13 protein-coding genes and 1 pseudogene are annotated in these 14,558 nt (G+C 65.5%); 8 read left to right on the top strand and 6 right to left on the bottom strand.

Features of this window, described 5'->3' with window-relative positions; translation table 11 throughout:
• From RT697_RS24920 to fdxA, 3 genes are all read right to left on the bottom strand, one after another.
• Positions 1-952: polyhydroxyalkanoate depolymerase (locus tag RT697_RS24920; protein WP_313702348.1), on the bottom strand; the 952-nt coding region annotated here is incomplete at its 3' end.
• A 212-nt stretch (positions 953-1,164) separates the two neighbouring features.
• Positions 1,165-1,965, bottom strand: coding sequence for a ferredoxin--NADP reductase (locus tag RT697_RS24915; RefSeq protein WP_313702347.1), 801 nt, complete (start codon positions 1,963-1,965; stop codon positions 1,165-1,167).
• Positions 1,966-2,008: 43 nt separating this feature from the next.
• Entirely contained in the window at positions 2,009-2,332 is a 324-nt protein-coding gene (gene fdxA, locus RT697_RS24910; protein WP_006389264.1) for a ferredoxin FdxA, read from the bottom strand.
• A 157-nt stretch (positions 2,333-2,489) separates the two neighbouring features.
• On the opposite strand from fdxA, the gene pncB reads away from it, so the two are divergent.
• The gene (gene pncB, locus RT697_RS24905; RefSeq protein ID WP_175122977.1) at positions 2,490-3,665 is read left to right on the top strand and encodes a nicotinate phosphoribosyltransferase; all 1,176 of its coding nucleotides are present in this window, start codon (positions 2,490-2,492) and stop codon (positions 3,663-3,665) included.
• 72 nt (positions 3,666-3,737) lie between these two features.
• A complete protein-coding gene (locus RT697_RS24900; protein ID WP_056321843.1) occupies positions 3,738-4,088 on the top strand; it encodes a RidA family protein in 351 nt (116 codons plus the stop codon).
• 285 nt (positions 4,089-4,373) lie between these two features.
• Here the strand turns inward: RT697_RS24900 and RT697_RS24895 are convergent, their stop codons facing one another.
• The gene (locus RT697_RS24895) at positions 4,374-4,883 is read right to left on the bottom strand and encodes an NAD(P)H-dependent oxidoreductase (RefSeq protein ID WP_313702346.1); all 510 of its coding nucleotides are present in this window, start codon (positions 4,881-4,883) and stop codon (positions 4,374-4,376) included.
• On the bottom strand, positions 4,880-5,713 hold the full coding sequence (locus RT697_RS24890) for a zinc-dependent peptidase (protein WP_313702345.1): 834 nt from the start codon (positions 5,711-5,713) through the stop codon (positions 4,880-4,882). Before RT697_RS24890 ends, RT697_RS24895 begins: the two co-directional genes overlap by 4 nt.
• A 108-nt stretch (positions 5,714-5,821) precedes the next feature.
• Between RT697_RS24890 and RT697_RS24885 the strand changes: the two genes are divergently transcribed.
• Positions 5,822-8,101, top strand: a complete 2,280-nt coding sequence (locus RT697_RS24885; RefSeq protein WP_313702344.1) for a bifunctional (p)ppGpp synthetase/guanosine-3',5'-bis(diphosphate) 3'-pyrophosphohydrolase — start codon at positions 5,822-5,824, stop codon at positions 8,099-8,101.
• Positions 8,102-8,198: 97 nt separating this feature from the next.
• On the opposite strand, the gene RT697_RS24880 is transcribed toward RT697_RS24885, so the two are convergent.
• Complete coding sequence (locus RT697_RS24880; RefSeq protein WP_313702343.1) at positions 8,199-9,512, bottom strand: MFS transporter; 1,314 nt, start codon at positions 9,510-9,512, stop codon at positions 8,199-8,201.
• Positions 9,513-9,673: 161 nt separating this feature from the next.
• On the opposite strand from RT697_RS24880, the gene argE reads away from it, so the two are divergent.
• The 5 genes and pseudogenes from argE to RT697_RS24855 all read left to right on the top strand — a co-directional run.
• Positions 9,674-10,825, top strand: a complete 1,152-nt coding sequence (argE, locus tag RT697_RS24875) for an acetylornithine deacetylase (RefSeq protein WP_313702342.1) — start codon at positions 9,674-9,676, stop codon at positions 10,823-10,825.
• Positions 10,826-10,945: 120 nt separating this feature from the next.
• A complete protein-coding gene (gene trpB, locus RT697_RS24870; RefSeq protein WP_313702341.1) occupies positions 10,946-12,145 on the top strand; it encodes a tryptophan synthase subunit beta in 1,200 nt (399 codons plus the stop codon).
• A gap of 2 nt (positions 12,146-12,147) precedes the next feature.
• Entirely contained in the window at positions 12,148-13,011 is an 864-nt protein-coding gene (gene trpA, locus RT697_RS24865) for a tryptophan synthase subunit alpha (protein ID WP_313702340.1), read from the top strand.
• Positions 13,012-13,048: 37 nt separating this feature from the next.
• Positions 13,049-13,924, top strand: coding sequence for an acetyl-CoA carboxylase, carboxyltransferase subunit beta (gene accD / locus RT697_RS24860; RefSeq protein WP_056568103.1), 876 nt, complete (start codon positions 13,049-13,051; stop codon positions 13,922-13,924).
• A gap of 291 nt (positions 13,925-14,215) precedes the next feature.
• Positions 14,216-14,558 (top strand): annotated as a pseudogene (locus RT697_RS24855) (acyloxyacyl hydrolase); the annotation flags it as partial.

Below are 14,558 nucleotides of genomic sequence, written 5' to 3'. Positions count from 1 at the left end.
AGTCCTGGAACACCATGCGGATCGTGTCCAGGTAGAACTCGGCCGGCATGTCCAGCACGGCGTTGTATTCGTCGTAGAAGCGGCGGTGCGCTTCCGCGTCGCTGTCGTCGCCACGCAGCAGGTCCAGGTAGAAGTCGTAGTGCGACTTCATGTGGCGGTCCGGATTCATGGCCATGAACCCCGCATGCTGCAGGAACCCCGGATAGACCCGGCGGCCGGCGCCCGGATAGCGGGGCGGCACGGGATGGATCACCTGATTCTCGAACCACGAATAGGGTTTGGTGGTGGCCAGGCGATTGACCTGCGTGGGCGACTGGCGCGGGTCGATGGGGCCGCCCATCATCACCATGCTGCGCGGCTGGCAGGGATCGTTGGCGGACGCCATCAGGGACACGGCGGCCAGCACCGGCACCGTGGGCTGACAGACGGAAATGACGTGCACGTCCGGGCCCAGATGGCGGATGAAGTCCTGCACGTAGCGCACGTAGTCGTTCAGATGGAACGGACCGGCCGCCAGCGGCACCATGCGCGCGTCGACCCAGTCGGTGACATAGACGTCGTGGTTGGGCAGCAGGGCGCGCACGGTGTCGCGCAGCAGGGTGGCGTGGTGCCCGGACAGCGGGGCGACCAGCAGCACCTTGGGATCATTCTTGCCGGCCAGGCGCACGTCGCGCTGGAAGTGAACCAGGCGGCAGAACGGCTTGTCCAGGGCCACGCCTTCGATCACGCGGACGGACTTGCCGGCGATCTGGGTGGTGGGCAGATTCCAGGCAGGCTTCTGGTATTCCTTGCCGATACGGGTCATCAGCTCATACCCGGCGGCCATCTGGCGGGAAATCGGGGTGTAGGCGAGCGGGCTGTAGGGGCTGGAGAACAGCTGAGAACCGGCATCCGTGAATGCAGCGAACGGAGTCAGGAAAGCGCGCTGCATTTCGTGCAATTGGTACAGCATTTCGGGGAAGTCCTTCTGGGTCGAGCGTGTGCCCCGATTATTGCTCCGGGGCGTAACGATATTTCCAATCAGCCTGAAGAATGTCCGGCAAACTGCCCTGTTTTGTTGCTAAAAAGCGACCCGTCATGTGTTACGCACCAGTTTAGGGCCGCGTTAATGCCTTGCGGTGATACCAAATGGCGGATTTTCGGACTACGCCACGCGGTGGCGGATCACCAGTAGTTTTCGACCGCCAGGTTGCCCGGAATGCCGCGGCGCCCGGGCTTGAACCCACGCTCACCCAGCAATTTGCGTGCCTCGGCCAGCATGGCGGGGTTGCCGCACAGCATGACCTTGGCGGTCTCGGGATCCAGCGGCTGGCCGGCCAGTTGCTCCAGGCGGCCGTCGGCGATCAGCGTGGTGATGCGCTCCTGGGGCATGCCAGGCACAGCTTCGCGGGTGGCGATGGGCAGGTAGACGAGCTTGCCGGGGTCGGCGGCAAAGACATCGGCCAGGGCCGGATCGCGGCGCCAGGCGTCGATTTCGTCGCGGTAGGCGAGTTCGGCGGCGGTGCGCACGCCGTGCACCAGGATGATGCGGTTGTAGGCGCGCCAGACGGCGGGGTCGCGCAGGATGGACAGGTAGGCCGACAGGCCGGTGCCCGAGGCAAGCAGCCACAGGTCGCCGCCGGGCGCAAAGCGTTCCAGCGTCAGAAAGCCGTAGGGCGCCTTTTCGACATAGAGCGCGTCGCCGGGCTGCAGACGCGCCATGCGCGGGCTGAACAGGCCTTCGGGAACGACGATGGAATAGAACTCCAGCCCCGGCTCATGCGGCGCCGACACCATGGAGTAGGCGCGCCAGATCGTGGGCGGACCGTCGGGATCTTCGGCGCCGGGCAGGCCGACCCGGGCAAACTGGCCTGGCAGGAAGGTGAAGGCCTCGTCCCGCGTCACGCGCACGGAGAACAGTTTGTCCGGCACCCAGGTGTGGACGCTGGTGATGGTCTGGCGCGTGTATTTGGAGTCGTCGGTCATCGGGACATCGCACGAAAGCGCCGGTCTGGCCGGCGCCCGTGGATTACTTTTCCAGGTATTGCAGCTTGTCCTGCTTGCCGTTCCATTCGTCGGCGTCGGGCAGGGGCTTCTTGGCACGGCTGATGCTGGCGAACTCCGGAGAGAGTTCGGCATTCAGCGCGATGAAATTGAGTTGGTCCTGCGGCACGTCTTCTTCGGCGTAGATCGCGTTGGCGGGGCATTCGGGGATGCAGACCGCGCAGTCGATGCATTCGTCCGGGTCGATCACGAGGAAGTTCGGACCCTCACGAAAACAGTCCACCGGGCACACGTCGACGCAATCGGTGTACTTGCACTTGATACAGTTTTCGGTGACTACGTGGGTCATTCAGGAACTCCGGGGCTCGGCGGCAGATGTGTCTTAATAGGCGGATTTTACCCAATGCCGCGCGGATGTGTCGGCAATACCCGTATTGACAGCGTGGCACTTCGTGCCGAAGCCCCTGTTCTTCATGCTATGGTGTCGCGAAACGAAACGCGCAATCATGATTATTACTTCGCTGCTCGACACCGACCTGTATAAATTCAGCATGATGCAAGTGGTGCTGCATCATTTCCCCGCTGCTCAGGTCGAGTACCGGTACAAATGCCGTACGAAAGGCGTGGATTTGCGCCCCTATATGGACGAAATCCGCCAGGAAGTGCATCAGCTTTGCCAATTGCGCTTCACGGACGACGAACTTAAATATCTGGGCAACTTGCGCTTTATCAAAAGCGACTTCGTTGATTTCCTTCGTCTGTTCCACATGCCCGAGCGCTGCATCCACATCAGCGAAGGCGAGGGACCCGGCGAGATCAGCATCGAGGTCAAGGGTCCGTGGCTGCACACGATCCTGTTCGAGATCCCCGTGCTGGCCATCGTCAATGAGGTCTATTTCCGCAACACGCGCAAGCATCCGGACTGGGAAGAAGGCCGCAAGCGCCTGCAGTCCAAGATGCACCTCGTGTTGGACGATCCCGCGCTGGCCGACTTCCGCGTGGCCGAATACGGCACGCGGCGCCGCTTCTCCAAGGCCTGGCACGAAGAGATCGTCACCACCCTGAAAGCCGAGATGGGGCCGCACTTCGCGGGATCCAGCAACGTGCTGCTTGCCAAGGAGCACGACGTGCTGCCGCTGGGCACCATGGGCCACGAATACCTGCAGGCCTGCCAGGCGCTCGGTCCGCGCCTGCGCGATTCGCAGGTGTTCGCGCTGGAAGTGTGGGCCAAGGAGTACCGCGGCGACCTCGGCATCGCGCTGTCCGACGTCTACGGCATGGATGCGTTCCTGCGCGACTTCGACATGTATTTCTGCAAGCTCTTTGACGGCGCGCGCCATGATTCAGGCGATCCCTTCATCTGGGGCGAGCGCCTGCTCGAGCATTACCGCAAGAACCGCGTGGATCCGCGCGCCAAGACGCTGGTGTTCTCGGATTCGCTGACCTTCCCGCGCGCCATCGAGCTGGCGCGCCAGTTCTCGGGCCGCTGCAAGGTGTCCTTCGGCATCGGCACCAACCTCACCAACGACCTCGGGCACGAACCGCTGCAGATCGTCATGAAGATGGTCCGCTGCAACGGCCAGCCGGTGGCCAAGGTGTCGGATGCGCCCGAGAAGACGATGTGCGACGATCCCGCCTACCTGGCCTATCTGCGCCAGGTTTTTCAATTGCCGCCCGCCTGACGACGCCCGCGCGCCGCACGCGGGCAGTTTTGCCCAGTTCCAACCAAACCACTCGACTCTAGGGGAATTCTCATGAGCAGCATCAAGCGCTTTCACGTGACCAAGCGTCTGTCGGACATGGCCGTGTACAACGGCGTTGCCTACCTGGCAGGCCAGGTGCCGGACGATGCCACGCTGGACATCACCGGCCAGACCGAGCAAGTGCTCGCCACGATCGACCGCCTGCTGGCCGAAGCCGGCACCGACAAGACCAAGATCCTGATGGCCCAGATCTACGTGGCCAACATGAAGGAATTCGACGGCATGAACAAGGCCTGGGACGCCTGGGTCGCCGACGGCAACTCGCCCCCCCGCGCCACCGTCGAAGCCCGCCTCGCCAACCCCGACTACAAGGTCGAGATCGTGGTGACGGCTGCGCTTTGATGCACGGTCAGGGCCGGCTTCGGCTGGCCTTGTGAAAAAGCCCTCAGGCGTGAGCCGAGGGCTTTTTTGTGGGCTGGCGCTGAGTGGGTGTCTGACACCCTTTGAAGCGCCGCTACGGTCTGAAGACCATCTCGCCAGGGTGTCAGACACCCAGCAATGCAGATGTCTGACACCCATTGAGAGGCTGCGTCTGTTGTCGGGTGTCTGACACCCAAGGGAGATGATCGTCAGGCTTTAGCGGCTTTTCAGCGGGTGTCAGACACCCGACAACAGACGCCACCCGCCTCATGCGCCCATCAGCATCATCCCCGCCAGCAGGCCGCCCAGTTCCTCGCAGCGCACCAGATCCGCATTCGGCACAATCTTGGCTGCCAGAATCTGCGCCGCCGTCTGCGCGCCCATATTCACGATGACGGCCGGCGCCACCGCCGTCAGCCGCCAGCCGGTGCAGATGCGTTCCACCTGCCGGGCCGCGCCCGAGCCGTCGCTGCCCGCGCTGATCAGGGCGGCATAGGGCAGTCCCTGGATGCGGTCCAGGACCGCGTAGTAATTGCGGTCGAAGAATTCCTTCATCTCGCCGCTCAGGCTGGCAAGGTTCTCGGGGGCGCAGAAGAGAAACCCCTGGCTGGCCAGCAGGACGTCGGCATCGGCGTCCTGCGCGCGCCGCAGTTCGATGCGTAGATCGTCCGGCTGCTCCAGGGCAGCGGCCGCCGCCGCCGCACCGCGTGCCGCGGCCTGCGCCATCTGCTCGGCCGCGCCGGTGCGCGAATGCCAGACGATCAGCAACTGCTTCATGCGTATCGCTCCAACGGATCCTGCCGGTAATAGGCCCGCAGCATGGCATACCACTCGGGCAGGGCCTGCTGCATCGGAAGGGGATCCACAAAGAAGTGTTCCGAACTGACCGCAAAGAACTCGCCTTCGTCCGTGGCGGCGTAGGGATCCAACGGCAACTGGCCGTACCAGGCGTCCGCTTCCTCGCTCTCGGGATCCACGTCGTGCGGTATCGCCGCTTCCACGGCGTCGACCGCCGCGATGAAGCGGTCCAGGCTGTCGTCCAGCACCTGGCGCCACGCGCGCGGCTTGATGTCGGGATGCGCCGACAGCGACGGCATGCCGTCCGCAAAGCCCGAGCGCAAGTCCAGTTTGTGGGCGAACTCGTGGATCACCACGTTGAAGCCGCCCTCGGACAGCTGCGTGTCTTCCCACGACAGGACCAGCGGCCCGCCTTCCCAGGCTTCGCCCGCGGCGTCCTCGATGTATTCGTGGACCACGCCGTCCTCGTCCTCGCGCGTCCGAGGGATGCGGAAGCTGGCGGGATACACGATGATCTCGTCCCAGCCCTCGTACAGCTCGGGCGTGAGATTCAGGATGGGCAGGCAGGCCTGCGCGGCGATGGACAGCCGCATGAAGTCCGAGACCTCCAGCCCCTGCGCGCCATTGATCGTCTTGCTGGCGAGCAGCCACGCGGCGCGCGCCTGCAACTGGGTGGCTTCGCTTTCGGTCAGCACCGCCAGAAACGGGTAGGTGTCCAGCACCTGCCGCCAGAGTTCGGGCGGGATGCGGGCCTGCATCTCGGCGACCTCGGATGGGCGGGCGCCGCGGCCCTTCAGCCAGCGCAACATAAGCTTTGGTTCCTTCCATATGCCGGGATGCGGCAGTGTGTTCAGGGTGAATGAACCCTAGTGTAGAGTGTCGAAATATTCAACCCGATACCTTCGCTACGCCCCGTCATGTCCGCCCCGCCCGTTCTCGATGCGCCTTCGCCATTTGACGCTTCCTGGCGGCAGGAGGCCGGGGCGGGCCTGGATGCCGAAGGCCTGGCATTGCTGGACCGGGTTGCCTGCTGGGCCGAGCCTCGCTTCCAGGGCCAGAACGCCCTGACGGGCGAGCCGCTGGCCGGCCACGCCGCCGGCGTCGTCCGTATCCTGGCGGCCTTGCACACCGATGCCGCCACGCGCGCCGCCGCCCTGCTGGCCGCGCTGCCCACCGACCTGATGGCCCCCGCGCCCTCGTTGCGCAACGACCCCATCGCCGTCGCCTTCGGCGCGGAAATCGCGCGGCTGGTGCAGGGCGCCTACGCGTTGCTGCGCCTGGGCGTGGTGGCCCGGCAGGCCAGCGATGCCTCGGCCGAAAGCGGGTCGCAAAAGGAAATGCAGCGCAAGATGCTGCTGGCCATGGCGGCCGACCTGCGCATCGTGCTGATGCGCCTGGCGTCCCGGCTGCGCACGCTGCGCTGGCACGCCGAAAGCAAGGCCCCGTGCTCGCCCAGCTTTGCCCGTGAAACCCTGGACCTGTACGCCCCGCTCGCCAACCGGTTGGGCATCTGGCAGATCAAGTGGGAAATGGAAGACCTGTCCTTCCGCTTTCTCGAGCCCGAAAAATACAAGCACATCGCCCGCCTCCTCGAAGAAAAGCGGGTCGAGCGCGAGGCCTTCATCGCCGGCGCCATCACGCGTCTGCAGCAGGCGCTTGCCAAGAGCGGCATCGACGCCGAGGTCAGCGGCCGGCCCAAGCACATCTACAGCATCTGGAACAAGATGCGCGTCAAGCGCCTGGATTTCTCGCAGATGTACGACCTGCGGGCGCTGCGCGTCATCGTCGACGACGTGCGTGCCTGCTACACGGCGCTGGGCATGGTGCACGAGATGTGGACGCCGCTGTCCGACGAGTTCGACGACTACATCTCGCGTCCCAAGCCCAACGGCTACCGGTCGCTGCACACGGTGGTGGCCGACGACGATGGCCGTCCCTTCGAAGTGCAGATCCGCACGCGCGAGATGCATCAGTTCGCCGAATACGGGATGGCCGCGCATTGGCGCTACAAGGAAGCGGGCGCCAAGGGCGGGCAAGTGGCCGCCTCCAGCGAATACGACCGGCAGCTTGCGTGGATGCGCCAGTTGCTGGCCTGGAACAGCGATGTCGAGGGGAGCGAAGCCTCGCCGCCCGAACCGGCCAAGCCCGCCTCGGGCCGGGCCGCCGGAGGCAAGAGCCGCGGCGCGGTGACGGCCCCCGCGCATACCGACGATCGCATCTACGTGCTGACGCCCCAGGCGCGCGTGATCGAGCTGCCCGCCGGCGCCACGCCGGTGGATTTCGCCTATCACCTGCATACCGACCTGGGCCACCGCTGCCGCGGCGCGCGCGTCGATGGGCAGATGGTGCCGCTGCAGACGCATCTGTCCACCGGCCAGACCGTGGAGATCATCTCCGCCAAGTCCGGCGGCCCGTCGCGCGACTGGCTCAATCCCCAGCTCGGCTTTCTGGCCAGCCCGCGCGCCCGCGCCAAGGTGCGCATGTGGTTCAACGCGATTGAACTGCAGCAGCGCATCACGCAAGGGCAGGCGCTTGTCGAAAAGGAATTGCAGCGCCTGGGCAAGACGGCCATCAATCTGGAACAGCTGGCCCAGAACCTGGGCTTCGCGCGGGCCGACGACCTTTACGTTGCCGCCGCCAAGGAAGAATTCAGCCTGCGGCAGATCGACGCGGTGTTCCAGCAGCCGGCGCCCGCGGTCGAGCCCACGCCGGCGGCGCTGCGGCACGCCAGCGCCGGCAGCGCCGAGAAAAGCGGCAAGAGCGGCGTGCTGGTGGTGGGAGTGGGGTCGCTGCTGACACAACTTGCCCGTTGCTGCCGCCCGGCGCCGCCGGATGCGATCTCCGGCTTCGTGACGCGGGGGCGCGGCGTGTCGATCCATCGCCGCGATTGCCACAGCTATCTGGCGCTGGCCGCGCGCGAGCCCGAGCGCGTCATCGAAGTGGCGTGGGGCGAAACGGCCGACACCTTCTATCCGGTGGACATCAGCGTGCGCGCGCACGACCGCTCGGGCCTCTTGCGCGACCTGTCCGAAGTGTTTGCGCGTCTACGCCTGAACGTCGTGGGCGTGAACACGCAAAGCAAGCAGTCGCTGGCTCACATGGTGTTCACGGTGGAAGTGCGCGGCGGCGAATCGCTGTCGCGCGCGCTGGACGCCCTGGCTGAAGTGCAGGGCGTGTCGTCGGCAACGCGCCGTTAGGCGCAGCCTCCGGCAGCGAGGACCGCTGCCGGATCATTCGCCGCCGTGGCCGCCGCTGGCGTCAGGTCCAGACAGGCGGCGCGCGGCGGTTCAGGCCTCAGTCCTCCAGTTCTTCATGCGCACGATCGCGCATGTAGAACGCGGCGACCAGGCCCAGCGCCACGCCAAACATCACGTAGTACGCGGGCGCCATGGGCGAGCCGGTGGTCTTGATCAGCCAGGTCACGATGAACTGCGCGAACCCGCCGAAGATCATCACGGCCACGTTGTACGCCAGGGACAGGCCCACGGAACGCACGCGCGCCGGGAACAGCTCGGCCATCACCGTGCTGAACACGCCGAAGAACGCCGACACGAAAATGCAGACCACGACCTGCACGGTCAGCAGGCGGCCGATCGACGGCGCGTCCGACAGCCAGAAATACAGCGGATACAGCACGATCAGGTAGCCGATCAGCGAGCTGATCACGAGCGGACGGCGGCCGATGCGATCGGACCATGCGCCCATGAACGGGGTCAGCACCACCATCAGCGCCGCGCCGGCCATCTGCACCAGGAAGGTCTGGTTCAGCGGCAGCATCAGCACCTTGGTCGAATACGTGACCAGATACGTGAAGGTGATGTAGATCGACACCGTGGCCGTCACCACGAGACCCACGCCGATCAGCGTTTCGCGGGTGTGGGTGCGCAGCATCTGGCCCAGCGACAGGCGCTTGACCTCGCCGCGTTCGGCGGCCTGGCGGTCGGCTTCCTTCATCTGCTTGAAGGCGTCCGTTTCGTCGACGTTGCGGCGGATATAGATGGCGATCGGCACAATCACCAGGCCGAAGGCGAACGGCAGGCGCCACGCCCAGTCGGCAATCTGCTGCTCGGTGAAGAACTCGGTGATGAGCGTGCCGCAGGCCGCGCCGATCAGGAGGGCCAGCATCTGGCCCGCCATCTGCCACGAGCCATAGAAGCCGCGCTTGCCGTTGGGCGCCATTTCGATCAGCAGCGCCGTCGACGTGCCGAACTCGCCGCCGGCCGAGAAGCCTTGCAAGAGGCGCGCGATCAGGATGAAGATCGGGGCCAGGATGCCGGCCGCGTGGTAGGTCGGGGCCACCGTGATCAGCGCGATGGACACGGCCATCAGCGAGGTCACCAGCACCATGGCGGCCTTGCGGCCCTTGCGGTCGCCGTACAGGCCCAGGATGATGCCGCCCACCGGGCGCATGAAGAAGCCCACGCCGAAGATGGCGGTGGTCATCAGGATGGCGTTCAGTTCGCTGCCGGGGACGCTGGGGTCGGTGGGAAAGAACAGTTTGGCGATGATCGGCGTCATGAACGCGAACACCAGGAAGTCATACCATTCGAGCGCGTTGCCTATTACCGCTGCCACGATGTTGCGTGTGGGGACTGCTTTGTGCTGCACGGGATCTCCTTGGGGGCTTTTAATTTCCGGGCGACATTCTAGGCGGTGCCGCTCCGGCCGTCTTGCGGGTTGTCCAAAAAGCGGTCGTTCAGAAGGCGGTCGTCCGGGACGCGGCCGCCGCCTGGCTTTACACTGCGTCTTTTCCCCACGAGAGTAGTGACATGAACGCGCGCACCTGGCTGGAAACGCTGGTTGGTTTTGACACCACCAGCCGCAATTCCAATCTTGCCCTGATCGAAACCGTCCGTGACTGGCTCAAGGGTCAGGGCGTCGACGCATGGCTGGCGCACAACCCCGAGCGCACCAAGGCCAACCTGTTCGCCACGCTGCCCGCGCAGGACGGCAACCAGCAGGGCGGCATCGTCCTGTCGGGCCACACCGACGTGGTGCCGGTGGACGGCCAGGACTGGGGCTCGGACCCGTTCAAACTCATCGAAAAAGACGGCCTGCTCTACGGCCGCGGCGCCTGCGACATGAAGGGCTTCATCGCCGGATCGCTGGCGCTGGTGCCCGAATTCATGGCCATGCCGCGCAAGAAGCCCATCCACCTGGCGTTCTCCTACGACGAGGAAGTCGGCTGCGCGGGCGCGCCCTACATGCTGGCCGATCTGCACGAGCGCGGCATCCGCCCCGAGGGCTGCGTGGTGGGCGAACCCACCGGCATGCAGGTGGTGGTGGCCCACAAGGGGATCAATCTCTTCCGCTGCAAGGTGCATGGCAAGGCGGCCCACTCGTCGCTCACCCCGCGCGGCTGCAACGCCATCGAATACGCCGCCCGCCTGATCTGCCGTATCCGCGACCTGGCCGACAGCTTCAAGGCCAACGGCCCCTACGACCAGTTCTACGACGTGCCGTTCTCCACGATGACCACCAACCAGATCCGGGGCGGCATCGCGGTCAACACCATTCCCGAGCTGTGCGAATTCACCTACGAATTCCGCAACCTGCCGGGCATGCGTCCCGACGACATCCAGGCGGAAGTCGAAAAATACGTGCGCGAAGAGCTGCTGCCGAAGATGAAGGCCGAATTCGACGGCGCCAGCATCGAAATCGAGACCGGCGCCGCCGCGCCCGCCCTGGAGGCCTCGGAAGAAGCCGCCATCACCCAGCTCGTGCGCGCCCTGACCGAAGACCGCGCCACCCGCAAGGTGGCGTACGGCACCGAAGCCGGGTTGTTCCAGGGCATCGGCATCCCCACTGTCGTCTGCGGCCCCGGCCACATCGAACAGGCCCACAAGCCCAACGAATATGTGGCCCTGGACCAGATGGCGGCGTGCGAAACCTTCCTGCGCCGCATGGGGCAGTCGCTCTGACGAGCGGGGCGCCCGGGGGCGGGCGGCACGCCGGTGCCGTCCGCGTCAGGTAAAATGCCGGGTTGCAAACCGGATTTGCGGCCGGCAGTGGCCTGCCGCGATCCCGGGGGAGATGCTGTGGTGAAACCTTACGACTTTCCGGATGCCAAGGGCCATTTCGGGCCTTATGGCGGTGTTTTCGTGGCGGAAACGCTGATGCACGCGCTCGACGAGCTGCGCGCGTCCTACGACCGTTACCGGGTCGATCCCGCCTTCCTCGAAGAATTCAACTACGAGCTCAAGCATTTCGTGGGCCGGCCCAGCCCGGTCTACCATGCCCGGCGCTGGTCGGAACTCGTGGGCGGCGCCCAGATCTGGTTCAAGCGCGAAGACCTGAACCACACCGGCGCGCACAAGGTCAACAACTGCATCGGCCAGGCTCTCCTGGCCAAGCGCATGGGCAAGCCGCGCGTCATCGCCGAAACGGGCGCGGGCCAGCACGGCGTGGCCACCGCCACGGTCGCGGCCCGCTACGGCATGGAATGCGTGGTGTACATGGGCAGCGAAGACGTGCGCCGCCAGGCCTCCAACGTCTACCGCATGAAGCTCCTGGGCGCCACGGTGGTGCCCGTGAACTCCGGCTCGCGCACCCTGAAGGACGCGCTGAACGAAGCCATGCGCGACTGGGTCACCAACATCGAAAACACGTTCTACATCATCGGCACGGTGGCGGGTCCCGACCCCTATCCCCGCATGGTGCGCGACTTCCAGACCGTCATCGGCAACGAATGCCTGACGCAGATGCCCGAGGCCATCGGCCGCCAGCCCGACTACGTCGTGGCGGCGGTGGGCGGCGGCTCCAATGCCATGGGCATCTTCCATCCCTATATCCCCTACGAAAACGTGCGCCTGATCGGCGTCGAGGCGGCGGGCGAGGGCATGGACAGCGGCAAGCACGCCGCATCGCTGGCCGCGGGCCAGGTGGGCGTGCTGCACGGCAACCGCACCTACGTCATGCAGAACGCCGACGGCCAGGTCCAGGAAACGCATTCCGTCTCGGCCGGCCTGGATTACCCCGGCGTCGGTCCGGAACACGCCTGGCTCAAGGATTCGGGCCGCGCTGAGTACGTCGGCATCACCGACGACGAAGCCCTGAAGGCCTTCCACGACTGCTGCCGCATCGAGGGCATCATGCCCGCGCTGGAGTCGTCGCACGCCATCGCCCAGGCCGTCAAGATGGCTGCCACGCTGCCGCGCGACGCCGTCATCCTGGTCAATCTGTCTGGCCGCGGCGACAAAGACATGCACACCGTCGCCGAGCGCGCCGGCATCGAGCTCTGAACATGACAACCCGCACCGATCGCATTGCCGCGGCTTTCGCGCGCACCGCAGAATCCGGCCGCGCCGCGGCCCTGATTCCCTACATCGCCGCCGGCGATCCTTCCCCCGCCGCCACGGTGCCGCTGATGCACGCGCTGGTCGAGGCCGGCGCCGACGTCATCGAACTGGGCGTGCCGTTTTCGGACCCCATGGCCGACGGCCCGGTCATCCAGCGCGCCGCCGACCGCGCCATCGCGCAGGGCGTGGGCCTGGCCCGCGTGCTGGAACTGGTGGCCGACTTCCGCCAGCGCGACACCGCGACGCCCGTGGTCCTGATGGGCTACGCCAATCCCATCGAACGCATGGGTCAGGCGGAATTCGCCAGCCGTGCCGCGAAGGCCGGCGTGGACGGCGTGCTGGTCGTGGACTACCCGCCCGAAGAAGTCATCGAATTCGCCGCCACCCTGGGCGAACACGGCATTGCGCCCATCTTCCTGTTGGCGCCCACCTCCACTGAAGAACGCATGAAGGCCGTCGCGGCCGTTGCGCGCGGCTATGTGTACTACGTGTCGCTCAAGGGCGTGACGGGTGCGGGCTCGCTGAACACCGACGACGTCGCCGACCGCGTGGCCGTGATTCGCCGCCACGTGCGCGACATCCCGGTCGGCGTGGGCTTCGGCATCCGCGACGCCGAAAGCGCACAGCGCGTGGCGCGCGCCGCCGATGCGGTGGTCATCGGCAGCAAACTGATTGAAACCATGGAGCAGGCGGTCGCCAACGCACCGGTTGCTCAGCAAACCGACGCCGCAGTCGCCGCCGCCAGCGGCTGGCTGCGCACCATCCGGCAGGCGCTGGATCAAGTAAAACGAGAGAACGCGTCGGCCTGAGCGGCCGGGTCGCGATCTCAAACGGGATGAATACTCAATGAGCTGGATCGATAAACTCCTGCCGCCTCGCATCAACAAAACCAGCGACAGCGGCGCCCGCCGCGTGCCCGAAGGCCTTTGGGTGAAATGCCCGTCGTGCGAATCGGTGCTGTATAGCGAAGACCTGGCAGCCAACCTCCACGTCTGCCCCAAGTGCGACCACCACATGCGGATCGGGGCTCGCGCCCGCATCGATTCGCTGCTCGACATGGAAGGCCGCGTTGAAATCGGCCAGAACACGCGTTCGGTCGACACCCTGAAGTTCAAGGACACGCGCAAGTATCCCGAGCGTCTGCAAGAGGCCGTCAAGGCCACGGGCGAAAGCGACGCGCTGGTCGTCATGAGCGGCTCGATCCGCGGCGTGCCTGCCACGCTGGCCTGCTTCGAATTCGAATTCATGGGCGGCTCGATGGGCTCGGTGGTGGGCGAGCGCTTTGCGCGCGGCGCCCAAGCGGCCCTGGACAACAAGACCCCGTTCATCTGCGTTGCCGCCTCGGGCGGCGCGCGCATGCAGGAAAGCCTGCTGTCGCTCATGCAGATGGCCAAGACCAACGCCATGCTGACCCGCCTGTCGGCGGCCGGCCTGCCGTTCATCAGCGTGCTGACCGATCCCACCATGGGCGGCGTGTCGGCCAGCTTTGCCTTCATGGGCGACGTGGTCATTGCCGAGCCCAAGGCCTTGATCGGCTTTGCCGGTCCGCGCGTGATCGAACAGACCGTGCGTGAAAAGCTGCCCGAAGGTTTCCAGCGCGCGGAATTCCTGCTGCAGAAGGGCGCGATCGACATGGTCGTCGACCGCCGCCAATTGCGCGAGGAAATCGCCCGCCTGCTGGCGCTGCTGAACAACCAGCCGGCGGACGTGGTCACCGCCTGATCATGCTGTATGAATCCGGGGCTGCCGCATGCCGGCGGCCCCGGCGTCAGAAAAAGATGCCGCCGGCAGCTTCGAGCGCCTGGCGGCATTTTGTTTTTCCGCGATGGGGCTGGACCTTGGGCACGAGACTTGCTCCAGCCGCCTATCGCAATTTCACGAGCATGAATCCGGCGATTTTCGAAACAGTCTTTTCCATGACGCTTTGTTGCCATATTGCGACATGCGCAAAGCGTCGTGGGCCGGATTTTGCTAATGTTCCCCGTTAGTTCAGAAATAGATGGAGTTGATCCCATGCAGTCGACGAAGAAGAAAATGCTGACGCGCCTTGCCGGCCTTGCCCTGGCAGGGGTTGCCACCTTTGCTAGCGCCCAATCGTCCGAGGGCACCCAGGGCGGCGTGAGCCTGCACTATGGCATTGGCGACCACTACAAGCGCCTGACCCTGAACTACGAGACTGCCTCGCTCTGGACCTATCAATTCGGCGGCAACTGGGGTCGTCTGGACCTCACGCCCGAATTCGGCGCGTCGTACTGGCAAGCCGACGGCTCGCGTTCGCCGGGTCACGTCTGGCAGTTCAGCGCCATCCCGATGTTCCGCTGGTGGACCGGCGAACGCTTCTACATCGAAGCGGGTA

This window comes from Achromobacter sp., assembly GCF_032113835.1.
Classification (GTDB): domain Bacteria; phylum Pseudomonadota; class Gammaproteobacteria; order Burkholderiales; family Burkholderiaceae_B; genus Achromobacter.
This window is presented reverse-complemented; position numbering and strand designations above follow the sequence as displayed.

Bases quoted from the DNA above. Each gene is read 5' to 3' on its own strand.
- RT697_RS24915 (WP_313702347.1), bottom strand. From the start codon at position 1,965: ATGACCGACGACTCCAAATACACGCGCCAGACCATCACCAGCGTCCAC.
- fdxA (WP_006389264.1), bottom strand. From the start codon at position 2,332: ATGACCCACGTAGTCACCGAAAACTGTATCAAGTGCAAGTACACCGAT.
- pncB (WP_175122977.1), top strand. From the start codon at position 2,490: ATGATTATTACTTCGCTGCTCGACACCGACCTGTATAAATTCAGCATG.
- RT697_RS24900 (WP_056321843.1), top strand. From the start codon at position 3,738: ATGAGCAGCATCAAGCGCTTTCACGTGACCAAGCGTCTGTCGGACATG.
- RT697_RS24895 (WP_313702346.1), bottom strand. From the start codon at position 4,883: ATGAAGCAGTTGCTGATCGTCTGGCATTCGCGCACCGGCGCGGCCGAG.
- RT697_RS24890 (WP_313702345.1), bottom strand. From the start codon at position 5,713: ATGTTGCGCTGGCTGAAGGGCCGCGGCGCCCGCCCATCCGAGGTCGCC.
- RT697_RS24885 (WP_313702344.1), top strand. From the start codon at position 5,822: ATGTCCGCCCCGCCCGTTCTCGATGCGCCTTCGCCATTTGACGCTTCC.
- argE (WP_313702342.1), top strand. From the start codon at position 9,674: ATGAACGCGCGCACCTGGCTGGAAACGCTGGTTGGTTTTGACACCACC.
- trpA (WP_313702340.1), top strand. From the start codon at position 12,148: ATGACAACCCGCACCGATCGCATTGCCGCGGCTTTCGCGCGCACCGCA.
- accD (WP_056568103.1), top strand. From the start codon at position 13,049: ATGAGCTGGATCGATAAACTCCTGCCGCCTCGCATCAACAAAACCAGC.